Raw genomic sequence first — 18,810 nt, forward strand, 5'->3', positions numbered from 1 at the left:
CTCTCCCCGGCAGCGGCGCGCCGCAGGACCGTCACCACGGCCGCCGTCCCGGCTCGAGGAACGTCGCGCGTACGTTCACAGCAGGTTCCTTTCGGGTCACTCCGGGCGATGCGTCCGAGGATGTGCACGGGTCCTCGAATCCGACTGGAGGGGGCGTCCACACCCTGGGGCGATGAGAAGAATTCAGCCCGCCGATCCCGGCCGGATTCCGGTGCCGGGGGGATTTCTGCGTCACGCTGGACGCGACGGAACCGCGCGCTGAGGAGGCGACGCCATGCCCATGCTCGTCATCGAGGGCACGTACCGGATCACCGGAGCCCGCCCGGACGGGGACTCCATCCGCTTCTATCCCGCCGACCCGGCCCAGTGGGACCTGGTCGGGGGCAGGCACCGGGTCCAGCGCAACGCGGCGGGCGGGGCGCAGCTGCGGCTGGACGCCATCGACGCGCTGGAGACGCACTACGTGCCGGCGCACGGCCGGGAACTGCACCAGCCGGCGCCCTACGCCGATCTGGCCGCCGCGGAGCTGCTGTCGTGGCTGGGATTCTCCGGGGTCGCCCGCGACGGGCACGGCACGGTGAGCGCGGCGGAGCCGGCGCGACTGCCCGGCTACCTCCTCACCCGCGGCGCCGACCTGTACGGGCGGTGCGTGGCGCTGGTCGGCAAGGGCCCGGCGCCCGGTCCCAGCGGGGAGCGGATCCGGGTGGAGAGCGGGCTGCTGGAGGAGACGGCCAACTTCCACCAGCTCGCGGAGGGGCTGGCCCATCCCACGTACTACCGGAACCTGTACGTGGGGCTGCGCCAGGTGCTGACCGCGGCGGTGGACGGGGCCCGGGGCAAGGGCGCCGGGCTGTGGTCGCTGGACGTCACGCAGTCGGGGGCGCGGATCACCGGCCTGGAGTCGATCACCGCGGAGTGCGTGATCATGCCGAAGCTCTTCCGGCGGCTGGCGGACTATCTGACGCTGGGCGCGGGAGACCCGTCGCTGGACGGGTTCGGGGCCTTCCTGGAGCAGCGGGGCGACCGCGTGCTGATCGTCTCCCGGGGCCAGTACACCGGCTTCGAGACGGTGGTGGAGGTGTCCGAGCAGACGGTGCGGATGAACCGCCCGCCCGAGGACCTGGTCTTCGACGAGGGCTGAGGCACGGGCCGGGACCAGGGCCGGGACGGAGGCTGCCGGGTCCTCGCGGCGGCCGCGCCCGTCACACCCCCGTCAACCTCGGGATCCGTCCCACCAGCTCGGCCCACTCCTCGTCCGTCTGCCCCGGTACCATCCGCCCGGCCGACCGCCACTGGTCGGCCAGCGCGGCGTACACCGGGACGTCGGAGCGGTGCGGGCCCGTGCCGCCCCGGGCCCGGCGCCGTCCGGGGCCGTCGTTCGCGCCGCCGCTGTCCCGGGTCCATTCCGTCGTTCCCATGACCGGTCAACGAGAACCACCCGCTGATCGCCACTGCACCCGGTCACCCCATCACCCGGATGAGTGAAAGCGCCGGAATATCCGCTCGGCACACCCCGTTATGCGCACCATGAGCACTGTCGAGCTGACCAAGGACAACTTCGACGAGGTCGTGACCCAGAACGATTTCGTCCTCATCGACTTCTGGGCCGCCTGGTGCGGGCCCTGCCGGATGTTCGCACCGGTCTACGAGAAGGCCGCCGAGGCGAACCCGGACCTGGTCTTCGCGAAGGTCGACACCGAGGCGCAGCCGGAGCTGGCCGCCTCGTTCGAGATCCAGTCGATCCCGACGCTGATGATCGTCCGCGACCGCGTCGCCGTCTTCTCGCAGCCGGGTGCGCTGCCCGCCGCCGCCCTGGAGGACGTGATCGGCCAGGCCCGCGCGCTGGACATGGACGAGGTCCGCAAGTCCGTCGAGGAGGCCCAGCAGGGCTCCTGACCGACCGCGACCGACCGCCACCCCGGCCCCGGCGGCCCCCGCCCCCGAACGCCCCCTCCACATCTGACGACTAGTCAGTTATGGTGCCGCTTGCTGTCCAACGGACGGGAGGCGGCGATGGGGAGCAGGGACATGGCGGGGGCCGCGCCGCGTGCCGCGCGGGCCCCGGGGGCCGGAGCGGCGGCCGGCACCACGGTCGCCGAGCTGGTGCGGGCGCGCCGGCACGACCACCGGCCGGGCCTGAAATACCGCGACCTGGTCCTCACCCACCACGAGGCCGCCGCCGCGTCGGCCGCCCGCGCGGCGCTGCTGCGCGACCTGCTGCCGCCCGGGGCGCAGCCGCACGTCGGCGTCCTGCTGGACAACGTCCCGGAGTTCCCCCTGTGGCTGGGCGCCGCCGCTCTGGCGGGCGCCACCGTCGTCGGCGTCAACCCGACCCGGCGCGGCCCCGAGCTGGCCCGCGACATCGCCCACACCGAGTGCGCCCTGCTGGTCACCGAACGCGCCCACCTCCCGCTGCTCGACGGCCTCGACCTGGGACCGACGCTCTCCCGCGACCGCGTCCTGGTCGTCGACGACCCCGCCTGGGACGCGCTGCTCGCCCCCTACGCGGGCGCCGAGCCGGAACCCGCGCCGGAGGTCACGCCCGCGACCCGGATGCTGCTGTACTTCACCTCCGGCTCGACCGGCGCCCCCAAGGCGGTGATCTGCTCGCAGGGCCGCCTCGCCCACGCCGGCCGGGCCCTGGTCGACTTCCTGGACGTGGTGCCCGAGGACGTCCACTACATCTGCATGCCGCTCTTCCACGGCAACGCCGTCATGGCCAACTGGGCCCCGGCCCTGGCCGGCGGCGCCGCCGTCGCGCTGCGCCGCAAGTTCTCCGCCTCCGGGTTCCTGCCCGACGTACGGGCCCACGGCGCCACCTACTTCACTTACGTGGGCCGCGCCGTGCAGTTCCTGCTCGCCACCCCCGAGCGCCCCGACGACCGCGACCACCCGCTGCGGCACGGCTTCGGGACCGAGGCCGGGGCCGTCGACGCCGCCCGCTTCGCGGCCCGCTTCGGCGCCCCGCTCATCGAGGGGTACGGCTCCTCCGAGGGCGGAGCCGCCATCCAGCGCTCCCCCGGCACCCCGCCCGGCGCCATCGGCCGCGCCGCCCCCGGCGCCGACCTCGCCGTCGTGGACCCCGACAGCGGACGGGAGCGCCCGCCCGCCCGCTTCGACGCCGACGGGCGGCTGCTCAACGGCGACGAGGCGATCGGCGAGCTGGTCAACCGCGCCCGGAGCACCTTCGAGGGGTACTGGAGGAACGAGGAGGCCGTCGCCGCCCGGCTGCGCGGCGACTGGTACTGGACGGGCGACCTGTTCTTCCGCGACGCCGAGGGGTTCTTCCACTTCGCCGGGCGCAGCGACGACCGGCTGCGCGTCGACAGCGAGAACCTGGCCGCCGCCGTCATCGAGAACATCCTCGCCCGGTTCCCCGACGCGGCCTCGGCCGCGGTCTACGCCGTCCCGGACCCCGTCGCGGGCGACCAGGTGATGGCGACCCTCGCCCTGCACGAGGGCGCCGCCTTCGACCCCGCCGCCTTCGCCGCGTTCCTCGCCGCCCAGCCGGACCTCGGCACCAAGATGCCCCCGCGCTTCGTCCGCGTCACCCCGCGGATGCCGGTCACCGCCACCAGCAAGGTGCACCGCGTCGCGCTGCGCCGGGCGGGGTTCCGGTGCGACGACCCGGTCTGGTGGTCGCCGCCGGACGCGGGACCGTGCGGCACGCGGTACCGGCCCCTGACCGCCGCGGACCGGGCGGAACTGCTCGACCGCTACCGCGCCCAGGGCCGCGAGGCGCTCCTGGACCGCTGACCGGCGGCCGTGTCGTGCGCTCGGTCCGCCCGATGTCAGTGCCCCGCCCTAGGCTCGACAGGTGACCACTCCTGCCTCCTTCGCGCCACGCGTCGCCGTCGCCCCCGATCCGGTGGGGCACGGCGGGCGCCTGCTGGCGCTGGACGAGGAGGGCACGCCGGCCGGGACCCCCGAGCGGGTGGGCGACCTCGCCGCCGCGATCGCCGCCCGCGAGGCCTCGGGCGGCCCGCGCTGGGTGTGGGCCGCGACCGAGGACCTGTACCCCCGGCTGCTCGACCGGCTGCCGGTCCGGCCGGGCCGCTGCCACGACCTCAAGCTCGTCGAGTCGCTGCTGCTCGGCCGCGACGGGCGGCACGGGCAGCCGCGCTCGCTGGGCGCCGCCTGGGCGCGGCTGAAGGACCTGCCGGTTCCCGAGGACGCCCGGGAGGGCGCGGCCGACGATCAGCCGGTGCTCTTCGCGGCCGACCGGCACCACCTGCCGCAGGACGCCGATCCGCTGACCGCCGTCGTCGCCGTGCACGCCGAGCAGCAGCGCCGGCTCAAGGAGGGCGAGCACCCGGCCCGGATGCGGCTGCTGTGTGCCGCCGAGTCCGCGGGATCGCTGGCCGCCGCCGAGATGGGCCGCGGCGGGCTGCCGTGGAGCGCGGCCGTCCACGACGAGCTGCTGACCGGGCTGCTCGGCCCCCGCCCGGCGGGCGGCGCCCGCCCCAAGCTGCTGGGCGAACTCGCCGCGCAGGTCCAGGAGGCGCTCGGCAGCCCCGTCAACCCGGACTCCCCCGCCCAGGTGCTGCCCGCCTTCGCCCGGGTCGGCGTCCAGCTGCCGTCGACCCGCTCGTACGTGCTGCGCGAGGTCGAGCACCCGGCGGCGGCCCTGCTGCTGCGCTACAAGGAACTGTCGAGGATCCACGCCGCCCACGGCTGGGCCTGGCGCGAGCAGTGGGTGCGCGGCGGCCGCTTCCGCGCCGAGTACGTCGTCGGCGGCGTGGTCTCCGGCCGCTGGGCGACCCGGGGCGGCGGCGCGCTGCAGATCCCCCGGCTGCTGCGGTCCGCCGTCGTCGCCGACCCCGGCCACCGGCTGGTGGTCGCCGACGCCGGGCAGTTGGAGCCCCGGGTGCTCGCCGCGATGTCCGCCGACCGGGGGCTGGCCGCCGCCGCGGCCGAGGGCGACCTCTACGCGGGCATCGCGCGCACCGCCTTCGGCGGCGACCGGGCCCGCGCCAAGATCGGGCTGCTGGCCGCCATGTACGGCCAGACCAGCGGCGAGGCGGGCCAGCTGCTCGCCGTCCTGCGCCGCCGGTTCCCCGACGCGATGGGCCTGGTCGAGTCCGCCGCCCGCATCGGCGAGGGCGGCGGCGTGGTCCGCTCCCGGCTGGGCCGGACCTCCCCGACCCCGTCCTCCGGCTGGCTCGACGCGGAGGACGGCGAGGCGGCCTCGGGGTCGGGCTCCGGCTACGGCTCCGACGACGGCTCCTCACCGGACCGGAAGGCCGCCCGCTCCTGGGGCCGCTTCACCCGCAACTTCGTCATCCAGGCCAGCGCGTCCGACTGGGCACTGGCGATGCTCGCCGCCACCCGCCGCCGCCTCGCGGCGATCGGCCCGGAGCCGCAGCTCGTCTTCTTCCAGCACGACGAGATCATCGTCCACACCCCGACCGGTCTCGCGCCCCCCGTCGAAGCCGCCATCGCGGCAGCCGCCGAGGAGGCCCGCCACCTCGTCTTCGGCGACACCCCGGTCCGCTTCCCCCTGGAGACGAACGTCGTGGAGTGCTACGCCGACGCCAAGTAGCGCCGGTGGCCCGGTGGAACCGGCCGGCCGCCGGTCACTTGTCGGACGCGGCGTCGGACTCCGCGGCGTCCGCCGCCGACTCCGCGGCTCCGACGAGCTGGTCCAGGTGGGAGAGCTGCGAGCCCGAGGGGGTGGGGGCCGGGCTGTCGGCGGTGCCGTGGCCGGGGCCGCAGCCGGTGGCGAGTGCGGCGCAGAGCAGTGCGGCCGCGGCGAGCGCGGCCGCCCGGCGGCCGGCGGTCACTTCGCGGTCCCGTTGTTGTTCGCCTGGCACCAGGTGCGGACCGCCTTCAGGTCCTTCTGGCGCTGCTGGAGCGTCGGCACCAGCGACCTGCGGAGCGTCAGCCGGTCGTTCAGGTACGTCTCGATCTCGCTGTGGCCGGCCGCCTTGGCGTTGGCGACGCGCTGGGCGAGCCGGGCGACGGAGCCCTTCGTCGCGGCGTTCCCGCCCAGCCGGGCGAGCGCCTTGGTGATCCGCGCGTCGGCCTTGGGCGCGCGCTTGCAGACGCCCTTGGCGCCGTCCCCGGCCGGGGGCGCGGACGGCGTGGCGGCCGCGCTTCCCGCGGCGCCGAGCAGCACGGCGACGGCCGCGCAGGCGGCGACCGACGTCCGGGTGGTGCGAGTGGTGCGCATGGTGTCCTCCTCGACGGGCCGGGCCCGGTGCCCGGCCGCGGGACGACGCTAGGAGGGGTCTTTGTGGAAACCTTGTGGGGGCGGAGCGGTCACGGGTTCGGCCGCCAACCAGTCCCTGGGCGACGGCAGTCGGGCGTCCTTCCGACCGCTCACGGCCAGCGGCAGCCGCGCCTCGAAGCGGGCACCGCCGAGGGCGGACGGCCGGTCCGCGATCCGGACCGTGCCCCGGTGCAGCGCGATCTGCTGCGCCACCAGCGTCAGGCCGAGGCCGGAGCCGGGGCTGTCGGGGCCGCGCCGGAACCGCTCGAAGACCCGCTGCCGCAACTCCCCCGGCACCCCGGGACCGTCGTCGTCCACCGTCAGCACGGCGCTCCCCTCCTCGGTACGCAGGGCCACGTCGACGGCGCCGCCCCCGTGCGTCACCGCGTTCACCAGCAGGTTGTCGACAACCGAGCGCAGCCCCGGCTCCCAGCCGTGGACGGTGATCCCGGGCCCGCTCCGCACCGTCAGCGCCGCGTCCGGCCGGCTGCCGCGCAGCGCGGCGGCCGCCGACTCCACCACCTCGGCGAGGTCCACGGGGCCGAACGCGTCGGCCTCCACCAGGTCGCCCTGCGCCAGCGCCCTGAGCATCACCAGCAGCCCGAGCAGCCGCGCGTGCTCCCGGCTCAGCTCCGCCACCACCTCGGCGCGCTCGGCCGGGTCGAGGCCGGGGTGCCCGCCCAGCACGTCCAGGTTGATGCGCATGCTCATCAGCGGGGTGCGCAGTTCGTGCGAGGCGGCGGCGGAGAAGGAGCGGGCCGTGGCGAGCGCCTCGGCGGTGCGCGCGGCCTGCTCGTCGTAGCGGGACAGCACCGTGCGCAGCGTCCGCGCCAGGTCGTCGACCTCGGTGATCCTGGACGGCTCGTGGTCCAGCCGCGCCGCGCTCCGTCCCGGGTCGAGCCCGGCGGCCCGCCGCTGGAGCAGGCGCAGCGGGCGGACGGCGGCGGTCGCGGCGAGCCAGGTGACGGCGGCGGCCGGCGGGGCGCCGAGCAGCGCCACCATCACCACCCGCCGCCGCACGAGCCGGATCTGCGCCTGGCTCGCGGTGTCCGGCGAGAAGACCCACAGGGTGCCGGTCGCCGCCGGGCGCTTGGCGACCACCGGCACCGACAGCACCCGCCAGCCGCGCTGCCCGTCGCGGACCGTGACGGGACGGGAGGCGTCGGCGGGCAGCGTGAAGGACGGGCCGGGCTGCGGTCCGCCCGCCACGGTGCCGTCCGGTCCGACGAGCCGGATGCCGACGTCCAGCGCCGAGGTGAACAGCCGCTTCTCCTTGGCCTGCTCGGCGGCGGCCGACCGGTCGGCCGCGGTGGCGCGCAGCAGGTTGCGGGCGTCCTGCGCCATCGCCGCCGCGCGCTCCCGCAGATGGGCGTCGGCCTGGGCGTGCAGGTCGTCCGCGACCAGCCGCACCAGCAGCCAGCCCGAGGCGAGCACCAGGAGCGGGACGAGGACGCCGACGGCGATCGCGATCCGCGTCGACAGCCGCAGCGTCATCGCGTGCCCTCCGCCGGGCTGTCGCGCAGCACGAAGCCGACACCGCGCACGGTGTGCACGATCCGCGGCCGGCCGCCGGCCTCCAGCTTGCGGCGCAGGTAGCTGACGAACGTGTCGACGGCGTCGGTCCGCACCGCGAAGTCGTACCCCCAGACCCGGTCGAGGAGCAGGTCGCGGGTGAGCACGATCCCCGCGTTGCGGGCCAGGGTCTCCAGCAGCTCGAACTCGCGGCGGGTCAGGTGCAGCTCGGCGCCGTCCAGGTGCGCGGTGCGGGCCGCCGGGTCGAGCAGCAGCCCGCCGGCGCGCACGGGGTCAGCGGGCCGGGGCGGGCGGCGGCGCAGCAGCGCGTGCAGCCGCAGCACCAGCTCGTCGAGGGCGAACGGCTTGACGAGGTAGTCGTCGCCGCCCGCCTGCAGCCCGGCGACCCGGTCGGCCACCTCGTCCAGCGCCGAGAGCATCAGCACCGGCAGGTCGTTGCCGTCCTCGCGCAGCGTCCGGCACACCTCGATGCCGCTGACGTCGGGCAGCGAGATGTCCAGCACCACCACGTCCGGCGGGTCGTCGCGGACCGCGGCGAGCGCCGCCCGCCCGCCGTCCGCGTCGGTGACGCGGAAGCCGTCCAGGCGCAGCCCGCGCCCCAGCGAGCGGCGGATCGCCGCGTCGTCGTCGACGACCAGCACCCGCCCGCGCACCGCCGTCCCGTCGCCTGCTTCCCCCATGGGCAGGCACCCTACTCCCGGCCCGTCCTGGGCCGTGTCGGACACATCCCGCCCCGCCCCTCGGGCGGACGTCGCCCGGTGTCGGACACGACCTGGCCGCCCGCAGGGCTCAGAGCACGCGGCGCCGCACAAGAGCGGCGAGCACCAGGACGCCGGGGATCAGCGGCAGCCAGACCGTCACGAGCCGGTAGCCGAGGACGGCCGACGTGGCCACGACGGCCGAGGCGCCGGCGGTCACCAGGGTGAAGGCGAGGGCGGCGTCGAGCGAGCCGAGGCCGCCGGGGGCCGGCAGCCAGGCCGCCGCGGTGCTCGCGAACAGGTACGCGAGGACGATCCCGCTGACCGGCACGGGGGCGTTCAGCGACTGGACCACCGCCACCAGCACGGCGGCGTGCATCACCGGGAAGGCGAGCGAGCCGCCCCACAGCGCGGCGACCCGCGCCGACTTGCTGTGCAGCGCCCGCACGTCGACGGCCACGGTGCCGAAGAAGGCGCGCACGCGCTGCCGCACCCGGCGGGCCAGGAGCAGCAGCAGCGCGCCGCCCACGGCGCAGCCCGCCACCACGGACACGATCAGGACGGGATGGGCCGGGCCGGTCGGCGCGACCCGGTCGACCTTGAGCGCGTGCGGGAAGACGGCGAGCAGTATCAGGAGCATCGCCACGCGCACCACCGCCGCGGCCACGGCCCGCACCGCCAGCGCGGCGGCCGAGCGGCCGGGCGGCAGTCCGTGGCGCAGCAGGAACCGCAGGTTGACGGCGTTGCCGCCGACCCCGGCCGGCAGCAGGTGGTTGGCGGCGGACGCGGCGAACTGGGTGGCGAGCAGCCGTCCCGGGGGCAGTGACTCCACCACCGCGCCCTGCTGGGCGGTGGCCGAGCAGATCCACGTCATGACGGCCGCCGCTGCCGCGACGGCCAGCCATTCGCGGTCGGCGGCGCCGAGCTGGTCGGCGCTGGAGCCGATCAGCGTCCACTTCTCGCCCGCGAGGAACGCGAGGGCGAGCAGCGGGATCAGGACGGCGAGGGAGCGGACCGAGGTCCGCTGCCAACCCGGCTGCCACTTGACCCGTTCCACCTGGGCAAGTGACATGGCCCCTCCTCCGTGCAGATGGTCTCGATACGGCAACGACCGGGTAACGGCGATGCGACGGTCCGCCCAGCGTAAGCGTGTTCCGGCGCCCGGTCTCCCGCACGACCGGCTGCCGCATGGGGTGGGCGCGTTCCCGCCACTGCCTCAATTCATGCCCCGCGCACGGGAAGAGCGGGGGTCGGCGGGCCGAACAGTCCATGAAGGAGTTCACCCGGTCCCGCAGCCAAAGGGGTGACGCGCCCGGGAAACGCGAAGCCGGGCGGGGCCCCCTGCGCCCCGCCCGGCGGTCCGCGGCCGGCGCCTCACGGCACCGGTCCGGTGTGCGCTACTTCAGCTCGATCCGGAAGACCTTGTCCGCGCCGTCGGCCGCGTTGCCGTTGTTGTCGCAGTTGGTCGTCGACAGCCACAGCGCGCTCTTGCCGGGGATCTTCTCCACGGTCCGCAGCCGGCCGTACTGGTTGACGTAGTACGCGGCCGGGGTGCCCGTGGTGGTCCCGTGGACCGGGATGCGCCACAGCCGCTGCCCCTTGAGCGCCGCCATGTAGATCGCCCCGTCGGAGTAGGCGATGTCGCTGGGCGAGGCCTGCGCGACCGGCCACTGGGCCTTCGGGTTGGTCATCCCGGAGGTGGAGCAGGTGCCCTCGCAGGTGGGCCAGCCGTAGTTGGCGCCCGGGGTGATGAGGTTCAGCTCGTCGTACTTGGAGTTGCCGAACTCGGCCTCCCACAGCCGGCCCTGCGGGTCCCACGTCAGGCCCTGCGGGTTGCGGTGGCCGTAGGAGTAGACGAGCGTGCCGAACGGGTTGCCCGGTGCGGCCTTGCCCGCCGTGGTCATCCGCAGGATCTTGCCGTTGAGGGAGTTCTTGTCCTGCGCGAGGTTCGGGGTCTGGGCCTCGCCCGTGGAGGCGTAGAGGTAACCGTCGGGGCCGAACTTCAGCCGTCCGCCGTTGTGGTACTTGCTCTTCTTGATGCCGCCGACGAGCTGCGTGTAGCTCTTCAGCGTCGAGCCGTCGTAGGTCATCCGGGCGATCCGGTTGCCCTCCGCGGCGGTGTGCATCAGGTAGACGTAGTGGTCGCTGCTCCAGGCCGGTGACACCGCGATGCCGAGCAGGCCGCCCTCGCCGTCGGTGGTGACCGCGTTGGGCACGGTGCCGACCTGGGTCCGCACGCCGGCCTGGGTGAGCTTGAAGACCTTGAACGAGTCGCGCTCGGTGATCAGCGCGGAGCCGTCCGGCAGCCAGCTCATGCCCCAGGGGATCGTCCAGCCGCCGGCGACGGTCGTGATGCTGGAGGGGGTCTTGTCGCTGCCGCTGTCGGGCAGGGTCTTCGCCGTAACCTGGTTGCCGGCCGGCGAGACGTTGCCCGCCGCGTCCTTGGCCGTGACGGTGAAGGTGTACGAGGTGTCGGCGGCGAGGCCGGTGACCGTGGCGGTGGTGCCGGTGACGTCGGGGAGGATGACGTCCGTGCCGTTGTGGACGTCGTAGCCGGTCACGCCGGTGTCGTCGGTCGAGGCCGCCCACGTGAGGGAGACGCTGCCGGAGGTCGTCCCGGTGACGGCCAGGGTGCCGGGCGCGGTGGGCGGGGTCGTGTCCGCGCTGGGCGGGGTGGTGACGGCGGCCAGGTTGCTGGCCGGGGAGACGTTGCCGGCCGCGTCCCGGGCGAAGACCGTGAAGCGGTAGGCGGTGTTGGGGGTCAGCCCGGTGACGTTCTTGGCGGTGGCGGTGCCCGCCGCTTCCGCGATCTTGTTGCCGTCGTGGTAGATGTCGTACGCGGCCACGCCCGTGTCGTCGGTCGAGACGGTCCAGGCGAGCGCGGCGCTGGTCGCGGTCGTGCCGGTGGAGTGCAGGCTGCCCGGGGCGGTGGGCGGCCGGGTGTCGGCGCTGCCGCCGCCGAAGACCTGGAACTCCTGCAGCGAGTAGCCCATCGTGGGGCGGCAGCGCGCGGTGCCGGTGGTCCGGACGTAGCGGGCGGTGCCGGTGACCGCGAGGTCGTCGGTGCCGCCGTCGCCCGCGGTGGTGGAGTAGACGCTCTTCCAGGTGGTGCCGTCGGTCGAGAACTCCACCTTGTACGACGTGGCGCACGACAGGTCCCAGACCAGCTTGACCGAGCTGACGGCGGCGGCCGTGCCCAGGTCGACCGAGATCCACTGGGGGTCGACGTTCTTGACGCTCGCCCAGCGGGTCGCGCTGTCGCCGTCGAACGCGAGCTTCGCGGCGTACGTGGGGCCGCCGTCGGACGACGAGGTGGCGGGCTTGCCCTGGCTGAGCAGTACGGGTGCGGCACTGCCCGGGGCGGCGACGGCCACGAGCAGTCCGGCGGCGGTGGCGGTGACCGCTCCGGCGGCTATCGCGGCTCTGGGGGTGAAACGGCGGCGGGTGGGGGGCCTCGGCATTGCGCGTCCTCCTACAGGATCCGTGCTCGGCCCAGCATTTGTTCAAGACATGACAAATCTTCACGGCATGACGATGCACCGAGCGGACCGCGGCGGATGGGCCGAACCTCTACCGCCATGGACAGTAAAGAAACCTTCCAATTGCGTCAAGGGATCGGCCCGTACGCGGGCGGCTAAGAGCCCTGCGGGAGTTCGGCCGCGAAGAGTTCCCGGACGCGCAGCCAGGCGTCGTCCGCGGCCTCCTTGCGGTAGGTGTCCCGGACGTCGCAGAAGAAGCCGTGCGGGACCCCGGGGTAGACGGTGATCTCGTGCCGCACGCCGGCCTCCGCCAGCCGGGCGGCGATCGCGGCGCGGTCCGCGGCGGGCACGGCGTGGTCCTCGTCGCCGACGAACAGCGCCAGCCGGCCGCCGCGCTCGGCGATGCCCCCGGTGAGGCCGAGGGTCGGCTCCGGCCGGCCGAGCCCGATGTCGCGGCTGCCCAGCCAGCCCGGGTAGAACACCGCGGTCGCGGCGAGGGCGAACCGCGTGGCACCCAGGTAGGCGAGGTGCCCGCCGAAGCTGAAGCCGACCATCCCGATGGACGGCGCACCGCCGGCCCGCAGGTGCTCCACGGCCGCGCCGATGTCCGCGAGCGCCTCCTCGCGGGTGAGCCGGCCGCTGAGTTCGAGGCCCTTGCGACGCCCGTCCGGGTCGTCGGTGAAGTCGATGCCGGTGCCGGCCCGGTGGTAGAAGTCCGGCACCAGGACGGTGTGTCCGAGCCGGGCGATCCGCCCCGCGACGTCACGGACGTGCGCGGTCAGCCCGAAGATTTCGAAGGCGACGACCACGCCCGGGTGGTCGCCGGGGGCCTGCGGCCGGACCAGGTGGGCGGCCATGGAGCCGTCGTCCGACGGCAGGGTGATGCTCTCCTCGACGATCTCGTATGCCATGACCGGAGCGTAGGACGCGCCCGCGGACCCCGGCCAATAGCCGCAGCCGCAGCGGGACATCGGGTTTCCGATCCCTGCGGGCCGACCTGCCGGGCGGTCCGCCGGCCCGGCCCGCCTCACCAGCCGGTGAACGCCTCGTAGGCCGGCCCCAGCACCTCGGTCAGGTTCCGGCCGCGGACGGAGATCCCCGGGCGGCCGAGCAGCCGCAGCGCGGAGTCGGCGGGCTCCCGCCGGGGCGCGGCGGGCGGCAGCTCCTTCAGCAGCTCCTCGCGGGTGCGCCCGCGCCAGGCCAGGACGAGGTACGGATCGGCGTCGAACGCGTCGGCCAGGCTCCGCAGCACCGCGCTGAGGTGGGCGCAGGGCAGCGCCCAGTCGGGGCACGAGCACTCCATCACGAGATCCGCGGTCCGGCCGGGGAAGAGCCGCAGGCCGGCCCGGGCGAGCAGGTCCTCGGTGTCGGGGGCCAGTTCGTTGTCGAGCAGCCGGGCCCGGCACTCCGGGTCGGCGCCCATGGCCCGCGCGGCCCGGCTCCACTGGGCGGGGGTGAACTCCGCCAGCGCGATCCGCACGTCGTAGCGCGCCTGCCGCTCGCGGACCCGGGCCGTCACGGCGCCGGAATCCACGTCCAGCCCGGTCACCCCGGCGGCGGGCGGGCCCGGCGGCACGGCGGCGCCGATGGCCCGCAGCCGCTCGGCGAACCGCCGCGACCACGAACGCGCCCCGCCGGCGGGCCCCGGCCGCGCCGTCATTCGCTCACCGCGTCGGCGCCGAGGCCGACCACGTCGTACAGCGCCTCGGCCGACAGCCCCGACAGCTCCGTCAGCCAGTTCTCACCGGTGCTCACCGCCGCTTCGGCCACGGCCCGCTTCGCCTCGATCATCGCGTCGATACGCTCCTCCACGGTGCCCACGCACACGAACTTGCGGACCTGGACGTCGCGGCGCTGGCCGATCCGGAACGCCCGGTCGGTGGCCTGCTCCTCGACCGCCGGATTCCACCACCGGTCGACGTGGATGACCTGGTTGGCCGCCGTCAGGTTCAGGCCGGTGCCGCCGGCCTTGAGGGAGAGCAGGAACACCGAGGGGCCGTCCGGGTCCTGGAAGCGCTCGACCATCTCGTCGCGGGCCCGCTGGGACACCCCGCCGTGCAGGAACAGCACGTCGGTGTCCAGCCGCTCCGCCAGATGGCCGCGCAGCAGGGAGCCGAACTCGGCGAACTGCGTGAAGCACAGCGTCTTGTCGCCCTCGGCGAGCGCCTCCTCCAGCGTCTCCTCCAGCCGCGCGACCTTCCCCGAGCGCCCCGCCAGGGGCGAGCCGTCGTGCGCGAACTGCGCGGGATGGTTGCACACCTGCTTGAGCTTGCTGAGCGACGCCAGCACCAGCCCCTTGCGCTCGATGCCGCGGCTCTCCCGGATCTGCTCCAGCAGGTCCGTCACGACCGCCTGGTACAGCGCGGCCTGCTCGGCGGTGAGGTTGCACAGCACCGTCATCTCCTGCTTGGCGGGCAGGTCCCGCGAGATGGCCGGATCGCTCTTGAGCCGGCGCAGCACGAACGGCCGGACGCGCTGCCGCAGCGCCTGCGCGGCGGCGTCGCTGCCGTCCCGCTCGATGGGCACGGCGTACCGCTCCTTGAAGCGGTACGCCGAGCCGAACAGGCCGGGGTTGGCGAAGTCCAGGACGGCGTGCAGTTCGGCCAGCCGGTTCTCCACCGGTGTGCCGGTCAGCGCGACGCGGTGCTCCGCGGTCAGTTCGCGCACCGCCCGGTACTGGCGGGTGGCGGAGTTCTTGACGTGCTGTGCCTCGTCGAGGATGACGCGCCGCCACGCGATGCGCGTGAGCGCCCCGGTGTCGCGCTGCACCAGCCCGTACGTGGTGATCACCAGATCGGCGCCGGCGACCGCCTCGCGCAGCTCGGGCCCGGACAGCCGCCCGGCCCCGTGGTGGACGTGCACCCGCAGCATCGGGGCGAACCGGGCGGTCTCCCGCCGCCAGTTGCCGACCAGCGACATCGGGCAGACCAGCAGCGTCGGCCGGACCTGCCCGGCGGGCCGCTCGGCGTGCTCCACCGCGAGCAGCGCCAGCGCCTGCGCGGTCTTGCCGAGTCCCATGTCGTCGGCGAGGACGGCGCCGATCCCCAGCTGCGACAGGAACCGGAGCCAGGCCAGCCCCCGTTCCTGGTACGGGCGCAGCGTCGCGCCGAAGTCCGCGGGCAAGGGCACCGGACGCAGCCGCTGGTCGGCGGTACCGGAGAGCAGTTCGCCGAGCCGGCCGTCGGCGCTGACGGCGGCGACGGGCAGGCCGCCCGCGGTGGCGTCCGGGTCGAGCGCGATCCGCAGCAGCCGCCCGGTGTCCGCCGTCCCGCTGCCGTCGCGCTCCAGGAAGGCGAGCGCGGCGGCGATGCGGTCCGGGTCGACCTCGGTCCACTGGCCCCTGATCCGGATCAGCGGCTGCTTGGCGGCCGCCAGCTCGGCGAGTTCCGCGGCGGTCAGCGGCTGGTCGCCGAGGGCGGCCTGCCAGCGGAACGCGACGATGGCGTCCTGGTCGGCCAGGCTGTCGATGTCGACGGTGCCGGGCTGCGGGGTGCGCACGGTCAGGGTCATGCCGAGCTTCTGCGGGCGCTGCCACCAGGTGGGCAGCAGGACGCCGAAGCCCGCGTCGGCCAGCGCGGGGGCGGCGTCCCGCAGGAAGCCCAGCGCGCCGGCCCGGTCCAGCGGCAGCCCGGCGGGCCGGTTGCCGCGCAGCGCCCGGCGCAGCTCGGGGTAGGCGCGGCCGGCCCGGTCGAGGCCGGACAGCAGGGCCTCCTGGGGGCGGGCGGTCTTGCGTTCCAGGGCGCTGAGGGCAGGGCCCTGGATCCAGACGTCGTCGGCGTGGACGGTCAGCGAGGGCTCGTCGGCCGCCTGGAGCAGGAAGTCCAGCCGCCAGTTGTCGTCGGAGGGGTGGCCGCGCGGGTCGGCGGGGTCGGGACCGACCGGCTCCACGAGCCGGAAGCAGACGCGCAGCGGGCCGTGCGCGGGCGGCTCGGAGCGGTGCCAGGCCGTGAGCCGCTCCGCCAGCTCGGCCAGCTCGGCCGGGTCGGCGCCCTCGATCCGGCCGGTCGGCGAGGTGAGGGCCCGCAGCCACAGCTCGGCGGCCGTCGTGGCCGGCCGCCGGCCGCGCGCGGTGCGCAGCAGCTCGGGTTCGTCGTCGAGGACCGCGCGGGCCTCGCGGTCGGTGAGGACGTCGAGCAGGTCGGTGAGGACGGCCGCGGCGGCGCGGCCGTCGGGCCGGCCGTCGTGGTGCTCGGCGCAGCTGTCCCGCGGTGCGGCGGCGGCGAGCGCGCCGGCCTCCTGCCAGCCGGCGTCGTCGCGGACCGGGCGCCAGCGGGCGTACGGCGCTCCGGCCTCGCTGACCAGCACGGGCAGCACCCTGCCCCGTCCGACCGTGCGCCAGGCCAGGTCGTGGGCGGCGACCAGCCAGCGCAGTCCGGCGCCGTAGGGGGCGTGCGGCAGTCCGGCGGTGGCCAGCTCGCCCAGCAGCAGCGCGGCCTCCGCGGGCTCGACGAGCAGCGAGGGGACGGTCCACGGTTCGGCGGGCGCGCCGTCGGGGGCGGTGGGGCCGCCGAGCTCCGGCGAGGGCAGCGGGGCGCCGTCGCGGGTGGGGAGCAGCAGGCCGGTCGGGCCGGCGCCGGCCCGGCCCGCGAGCCAGCCGAGCGCGGCTCCGCCGTCGCCGAGCAGCTCGGCGACGGCGGGGGCGGGCAGGGCGTACGGGTGGCCCGGGGCGGGGGCCGGCGGCTGCCGGGAGTCCTCGGCCCACAGGGCGAGCCGCCGGTCCGCTCTCCACAGCGCGTGCAGAGCGAACACGGTGCGGCCTCTTCCTGCTGGGCGTGTGACGACACCCGGAAGCCTACGTGCAGGTCAGGCCGCGGGGACGGTCCACTGCTGGTTGGTGCCCCCCGCGCAGTCCCAGATCTGCAGCCGGGTCCCGTTGGCGGAACTCATCCCGGTGGCGTCCAGGCACCTGCCGGAGGCCGGATTGACCAGCGTCCCGCCGCTGCCGGGCTGCCACTGCTGGGCGCCGGTGCCGTTGCAGTCGTACAGCTGGGCCTTGGTGCCGTTGGCGGTGCCGCCCGCGGCGAGGTCCAGGCACTTGCCGAGCGCCTTGTAGGTGCCGGCCGAGGCGGTCCACTGCTGGGCCGCGCTGCCGTTGCAGTCCCAGAGCTGGACGGCGGTGCCGTTGGCGCTGCTGCCCGAGGCGACGTCGGCGCACTTGCCGCCGATGCCGGTGATCGGCCCGGTGCCGCCGGTGCCGCCACCGGAGCCCGGGGTCCCGGTCCAGGTGAAGGTCGCCGAGGCGCCGGCGGGCAGGGTGTACGCGAAGGACTGGTTGCCCCAGTTGACGCGGACGGGCTGGGCGCTGCCGGTGTCGTTGTAGGCGATGAGCGCCTTCGAGCCGTCCGGGTTGCGCCAGGCGACGTTGGGCACCGAGGTGTTGGCGGTGGACGCGATCCGGTACGCGCCGGGCTTCACGAACTTGGTGAGGTGGCCCATCGTGTAGTACTCGACGGTGTAGTCGACCTGTCCGCTGCGGCTGTCGCCGTTGTGCACGGTGACCAGGCCGGTGCAGGTGCCGCAGCCGCCGTTGTGCGGTCCCATGTTCTGGTCGACGGCCAGGCTCCACTTGACCCAGCTCTGGCCCCAGTTGCGGGTGTAGTCGATCAGGTTGTGCATGTCCTCCTTCTGCTGGTTGGCGATCCAGGTGCCGCCGGAGTGCTCGGTGTCGAACGCCTTCACCGTCGGGTACCTGTTGTGGACGGCGGTCTGCTGGGCGACGTCGCCGCCGTAGCCGTGCCAGGCCATGCCGCCGAAGTTCGGGTCGTTGCGGATCGCCGCGTCGTCGAGGGTGGGGGCGGCGAAGGCGTCGTACTGGTCCCAGTTCCAGTCCAGCGCCAGGACCTTGGTGGACAGTCCGGCGGTGTGCAGGGCCGGCAGCAGGTTGTTCTTGGTGAAGAACGCCAGCCCGGCGCCGTTCCACTGCATGGACGGGTAGCCGCCGCAGCAGGTGGGCTCGTTCTGCGCCGAGATGTAGTCGACCGGCACGCCGGCCGCCTGGTAGGCCTGCAGGTACTTCGTGAAGTACTGGGCGTAGGCGGCGTAGTACTGGGACTGGAGCCAGCCCAGGCTCATGCTGCCGTTGTCCTTCATCCAGGCCGGCGCGCTCCAGGGCGTGCCCATCACCTTGACGGCGGGGTTGAGCTGGCGGGCCTGCTTGGTCAGGGGCACGACGTCGGCCAGGTCGTGGGCGATGGAGAAGCGCGCGAGGCCCGGGTCGGTCTGCCCGCTGGGCAGGTCGTCGTAGGTGTAGTTCGAGCGCGCCAGGTCGGAGGCGCCCATGGGGTTGCGCAGGAAGCCGACGCCGATGCCGTTCACCGGGTCGAAGAGCTTCTTCATCACCGCGTCGCGGGTGGCGGCCGACAGCGCTCCGCTGGAGTTCATCAGCCAGGCGGCGGTGTCGGTGAACGACGCGCCCCCGCCCTCGAACTGCTGGTAGCGGGTGTTCTCGTCGACGGTGACGGACTGGCCGGAGCCGCTGCCCGCGGTGAAGGCGATCGGCGCCTGCTGTTCGAGCCCCTTGACGACGTTGCGGCCGCCGGAGTCGGAGGTGGTGGTCAGCCACACCTGGACGCTCTCGCCCGCCGCCTGCGCGGTGAGCGGAGTGGCCAGCATCGGGGTGACGACGGCGACGGCCGAGGCCAGCAGGCCGGCGGCGGCGCGGGCGAGCCCGGTGCGGAGGAACCTGGTACTGCCCGTGTGGGGACGGGTGCGTGAGCGCATGGGTCGGTTGCCTTTCTACGGCACTTGCCCTGGTGCGTGACTTAATTCAGCACTTGATTTACCGCTTAGTTCGAGGCGTGAGTTAACTCGGGCGACTTGAGCACGTCAAGGCTTCGCACAGGAACGGCCGCTTCCGCACCCGCGGGCGCCCCGAGCCGGCGGTGCGGAC

Annotated in this window: 15 protein-coding genes; 4 read left to right on the forward strand and 11 right to left on the reverse strand. The window is 74.9% G+C overall.

Annotation, left to right across the window (positions count from 1 at the left end; translation table 11 throughout):
• The first annotated feature begins 274 nt into the window (after positions 1 to 274).
• Positions 275 to 1,141, forward strand: coding sequence for a nuclease (locus tag ABZ721_RS22415; RefSeq protein ID WP_358790430.1), 867 nt, complete (start codon positions 275 to 277; stop codon positions 1,139 to 1,141).
• 61 nt (positions 1,142 to 1,202) lie between these two features.
• Here ABZ721_RS22415 and ABZ721_RS22420 read toward each other — a convergent pair whose 3' ends face one another.
• A complete protein-coding gene (locus ABZ721_RS22420) occupies positions 1,203 to 1,418 on the reverse strand; it encodes a hypothetical protein (RefSeq protein ID WP_358790431.1) in 216 nt (71 codons plus the stop codon).
• 109 nt (positions 1,419 to 1,527) lie between these two features.
• On the opposite strand from ABZ721_RS22420, the gene trxA reads away from it, so the two are divergent.
• The 3 genes from trxA to ABZ721_RS22435 all read left to right on the forward strand — a co-directional run bounded on the left by trxA (position 1,528) and on the right by ABZ721_RS22435 (position 5,542).
• Entirely contained in the window at positions 1,528 to 1,896 is a 369-nt protein-coding gene (gene trxA / locus ABZ721_RS22425) for a thioredoxin (protein ID WP_358790432.1), read from the forward strand.
• Between the two features lie 132 nt (positions 1,897 to 2,028).
• Positions 2,029 to 3,756 (forward strand): AMP-binding protein, encoded by a 1,728-nt coding sequence (locus tag ABZ721_RS22430; protein ID WP_358790516.1) that lies wholly within the window; start codon positions 2,029 to 2,031, stop codon positions 3,754 to 3,756.
• 61 nt (positions 3,757 to 3,817) lie between these two features.
• Entirely contained in the window at positions 3,818 to 5,542 is a 1,725-nt protein-coding gene (locus ABZ721_RS22435) for a bifunctional 3'-5' exonuclease/DNA polymerase (protein ID WP_358790433.1), read from the forward strand.
• Between the two features lie 34 nt (positions 5,543 to 5,576).
• Here ABZ721_RS22435 and ABZ721_RS22440 read toward each other — a convergent pair whose 3' ends face one another.
• The 10 genes from ABZ721_RS22440 to ABZ721_RS22485 form a co-directional block, all read right to left on the reverse strand.
• Positions 5,577 to 5,783 carry a hypothetical protein gene (locus tag ABZ721_RS22440; RefSeq protein WP_358790434.1) on the reverse strand — a complete coding sequence of 69 codons (207 nt, stop codon included), beginning with the start codon at positions 5,781 to 5,783 and terminating at the stop codon, positions 5,577 to 5,579.
• Positions 5,780 to 6,172, reverse strand: coding sequence for a hypothetical protein (locus ABZ721_RS22445; protein WP_358790435.1), 393 nt, complete (start codon positions 6,170 to 6,172; stop codon positions 5,780 to 5,782). The genes ABZ721_RS22440 and ABZ721_RS22445 overlap by 4 nt, the downstream gene beginning before the upstream one ends.
• Positions 6,173 to 6,220: 48 nt before the next feature.
• On the reverse strand, positions 6,221 to 7,699 hold the full coding sequence (locus ABZ721_RS22450; protein ID WP_358790517.1) for a HAMP domain-containing sensor histidine kinase: 1,479 nt from the start codon (positions 7,697 to 7,699) through the stop codon (positions 6,221 to 6,223).
• Between the two features lie 2 nt (positions 7,700 to 7,701).
• The gene (locus ABZ721_RS22455) at positions 7,702 to 8,424 is read right to left on the reverse strand and encodes a response regulator transcription factor (RefSeq protein ID WP_358790436.1); all 723 of its coding nucleotides are present in this window, start codon (positions 8,422 to 8,424) and stop codon (positions 7,702 to 7,704) included.
• Positions 8,425 to 8,533: 109 nt separating this feature from the next.
• Positions 8,534 to 9,514 (reverse strand): lysylphosphatidylglycerol synthase transmembrane domain-containing protein, encoded by a 981-nt coding sequence (locus ABZ721_RS22460; protein ID WP_358790437.1) that lies wholly within the window; start codon positions 9,512 to 9,514, stop codon positions 8,534 to 8,536.
• Between the two features lie 325 nt (positions 9,515 to 9,839).
• The gene (locus ABZ721_RS22465; RefSeq protein WP_358790438.1) at positions 9,840 to 11,903 is read right to left on the reverse strand and encodes a PQQ-dependent sugar dehydrogenase; all 2,064 of its coding nucleotides are present in this window, start codon (positions 11,901 to 11,903) and stop codon (positions 9,840 to 9,842) included.
• A 173-nt stretch (positions 11,904 to 12,076) separates the two neighbouring features.
• Positions 12,077 to 12,832, reverse strand: a complete 756-nt coding sequence (locus ABZ721_RS22470) for a dienelactone hydrolase family protein (RefSeq protein ID WP_358790439.1) — start codon at positions 12,830 to 12,832, stop codon at positions 12,077 to 12,079.
• 116 nt (positions 12,833 to 12,948) lie between these two features.
• Positions 12,949 to 13,581: a hypothetical protein gene (locus ABZ721_RS22475; protein ID WP_358790440.1), complete on the reverse strand. Its 633-nt coding sequence runs from the start codon at positions 13,579 to 13,581 to the stop codon at positions 12,949 to 12,951.
• Positions 13,578 to 16,670, reverse strand: coding sequence for a DEAD/DEAH box helicase (locus ABZ721_RS22480; RefSeq protein ID WP_358790441.1), 3,093 nt, complete (start codon positions 16,668 to 16,670; stop codon positions 13,578 to 13,580). The genes ABZ721_RS22475 and ABZ721_RS22480 overlap by 4 nt, the downstream gene beginning before the upstream one ends.
• Positions 16,671 to 16,724: 54 nt before the next feature.
• Positions 16,725 to 18,533, reverse strand: coding sequence for a ricin-type beta-trefoil lectin domain protein (locus tag ABZ721_RS22485; protein ID WP_358790518.1), 1,809 nt, complete (start codon positions 18,531 to 18,533; stop codon positions 16,725 to 16,727).
• Positions 18,534 to 18,810 lie beyond the last annotated feature (277 nt).

The organism is Streptomyces sp. NPDC006733 (assembly GCF_040636125.1).
In the GTDB taxonomy this organism is placed as follows: Bacteria; Actinomycetota; Actinomycetes; order Streptomycetales; family Streptomycetaceae; genus Actinacidiphila.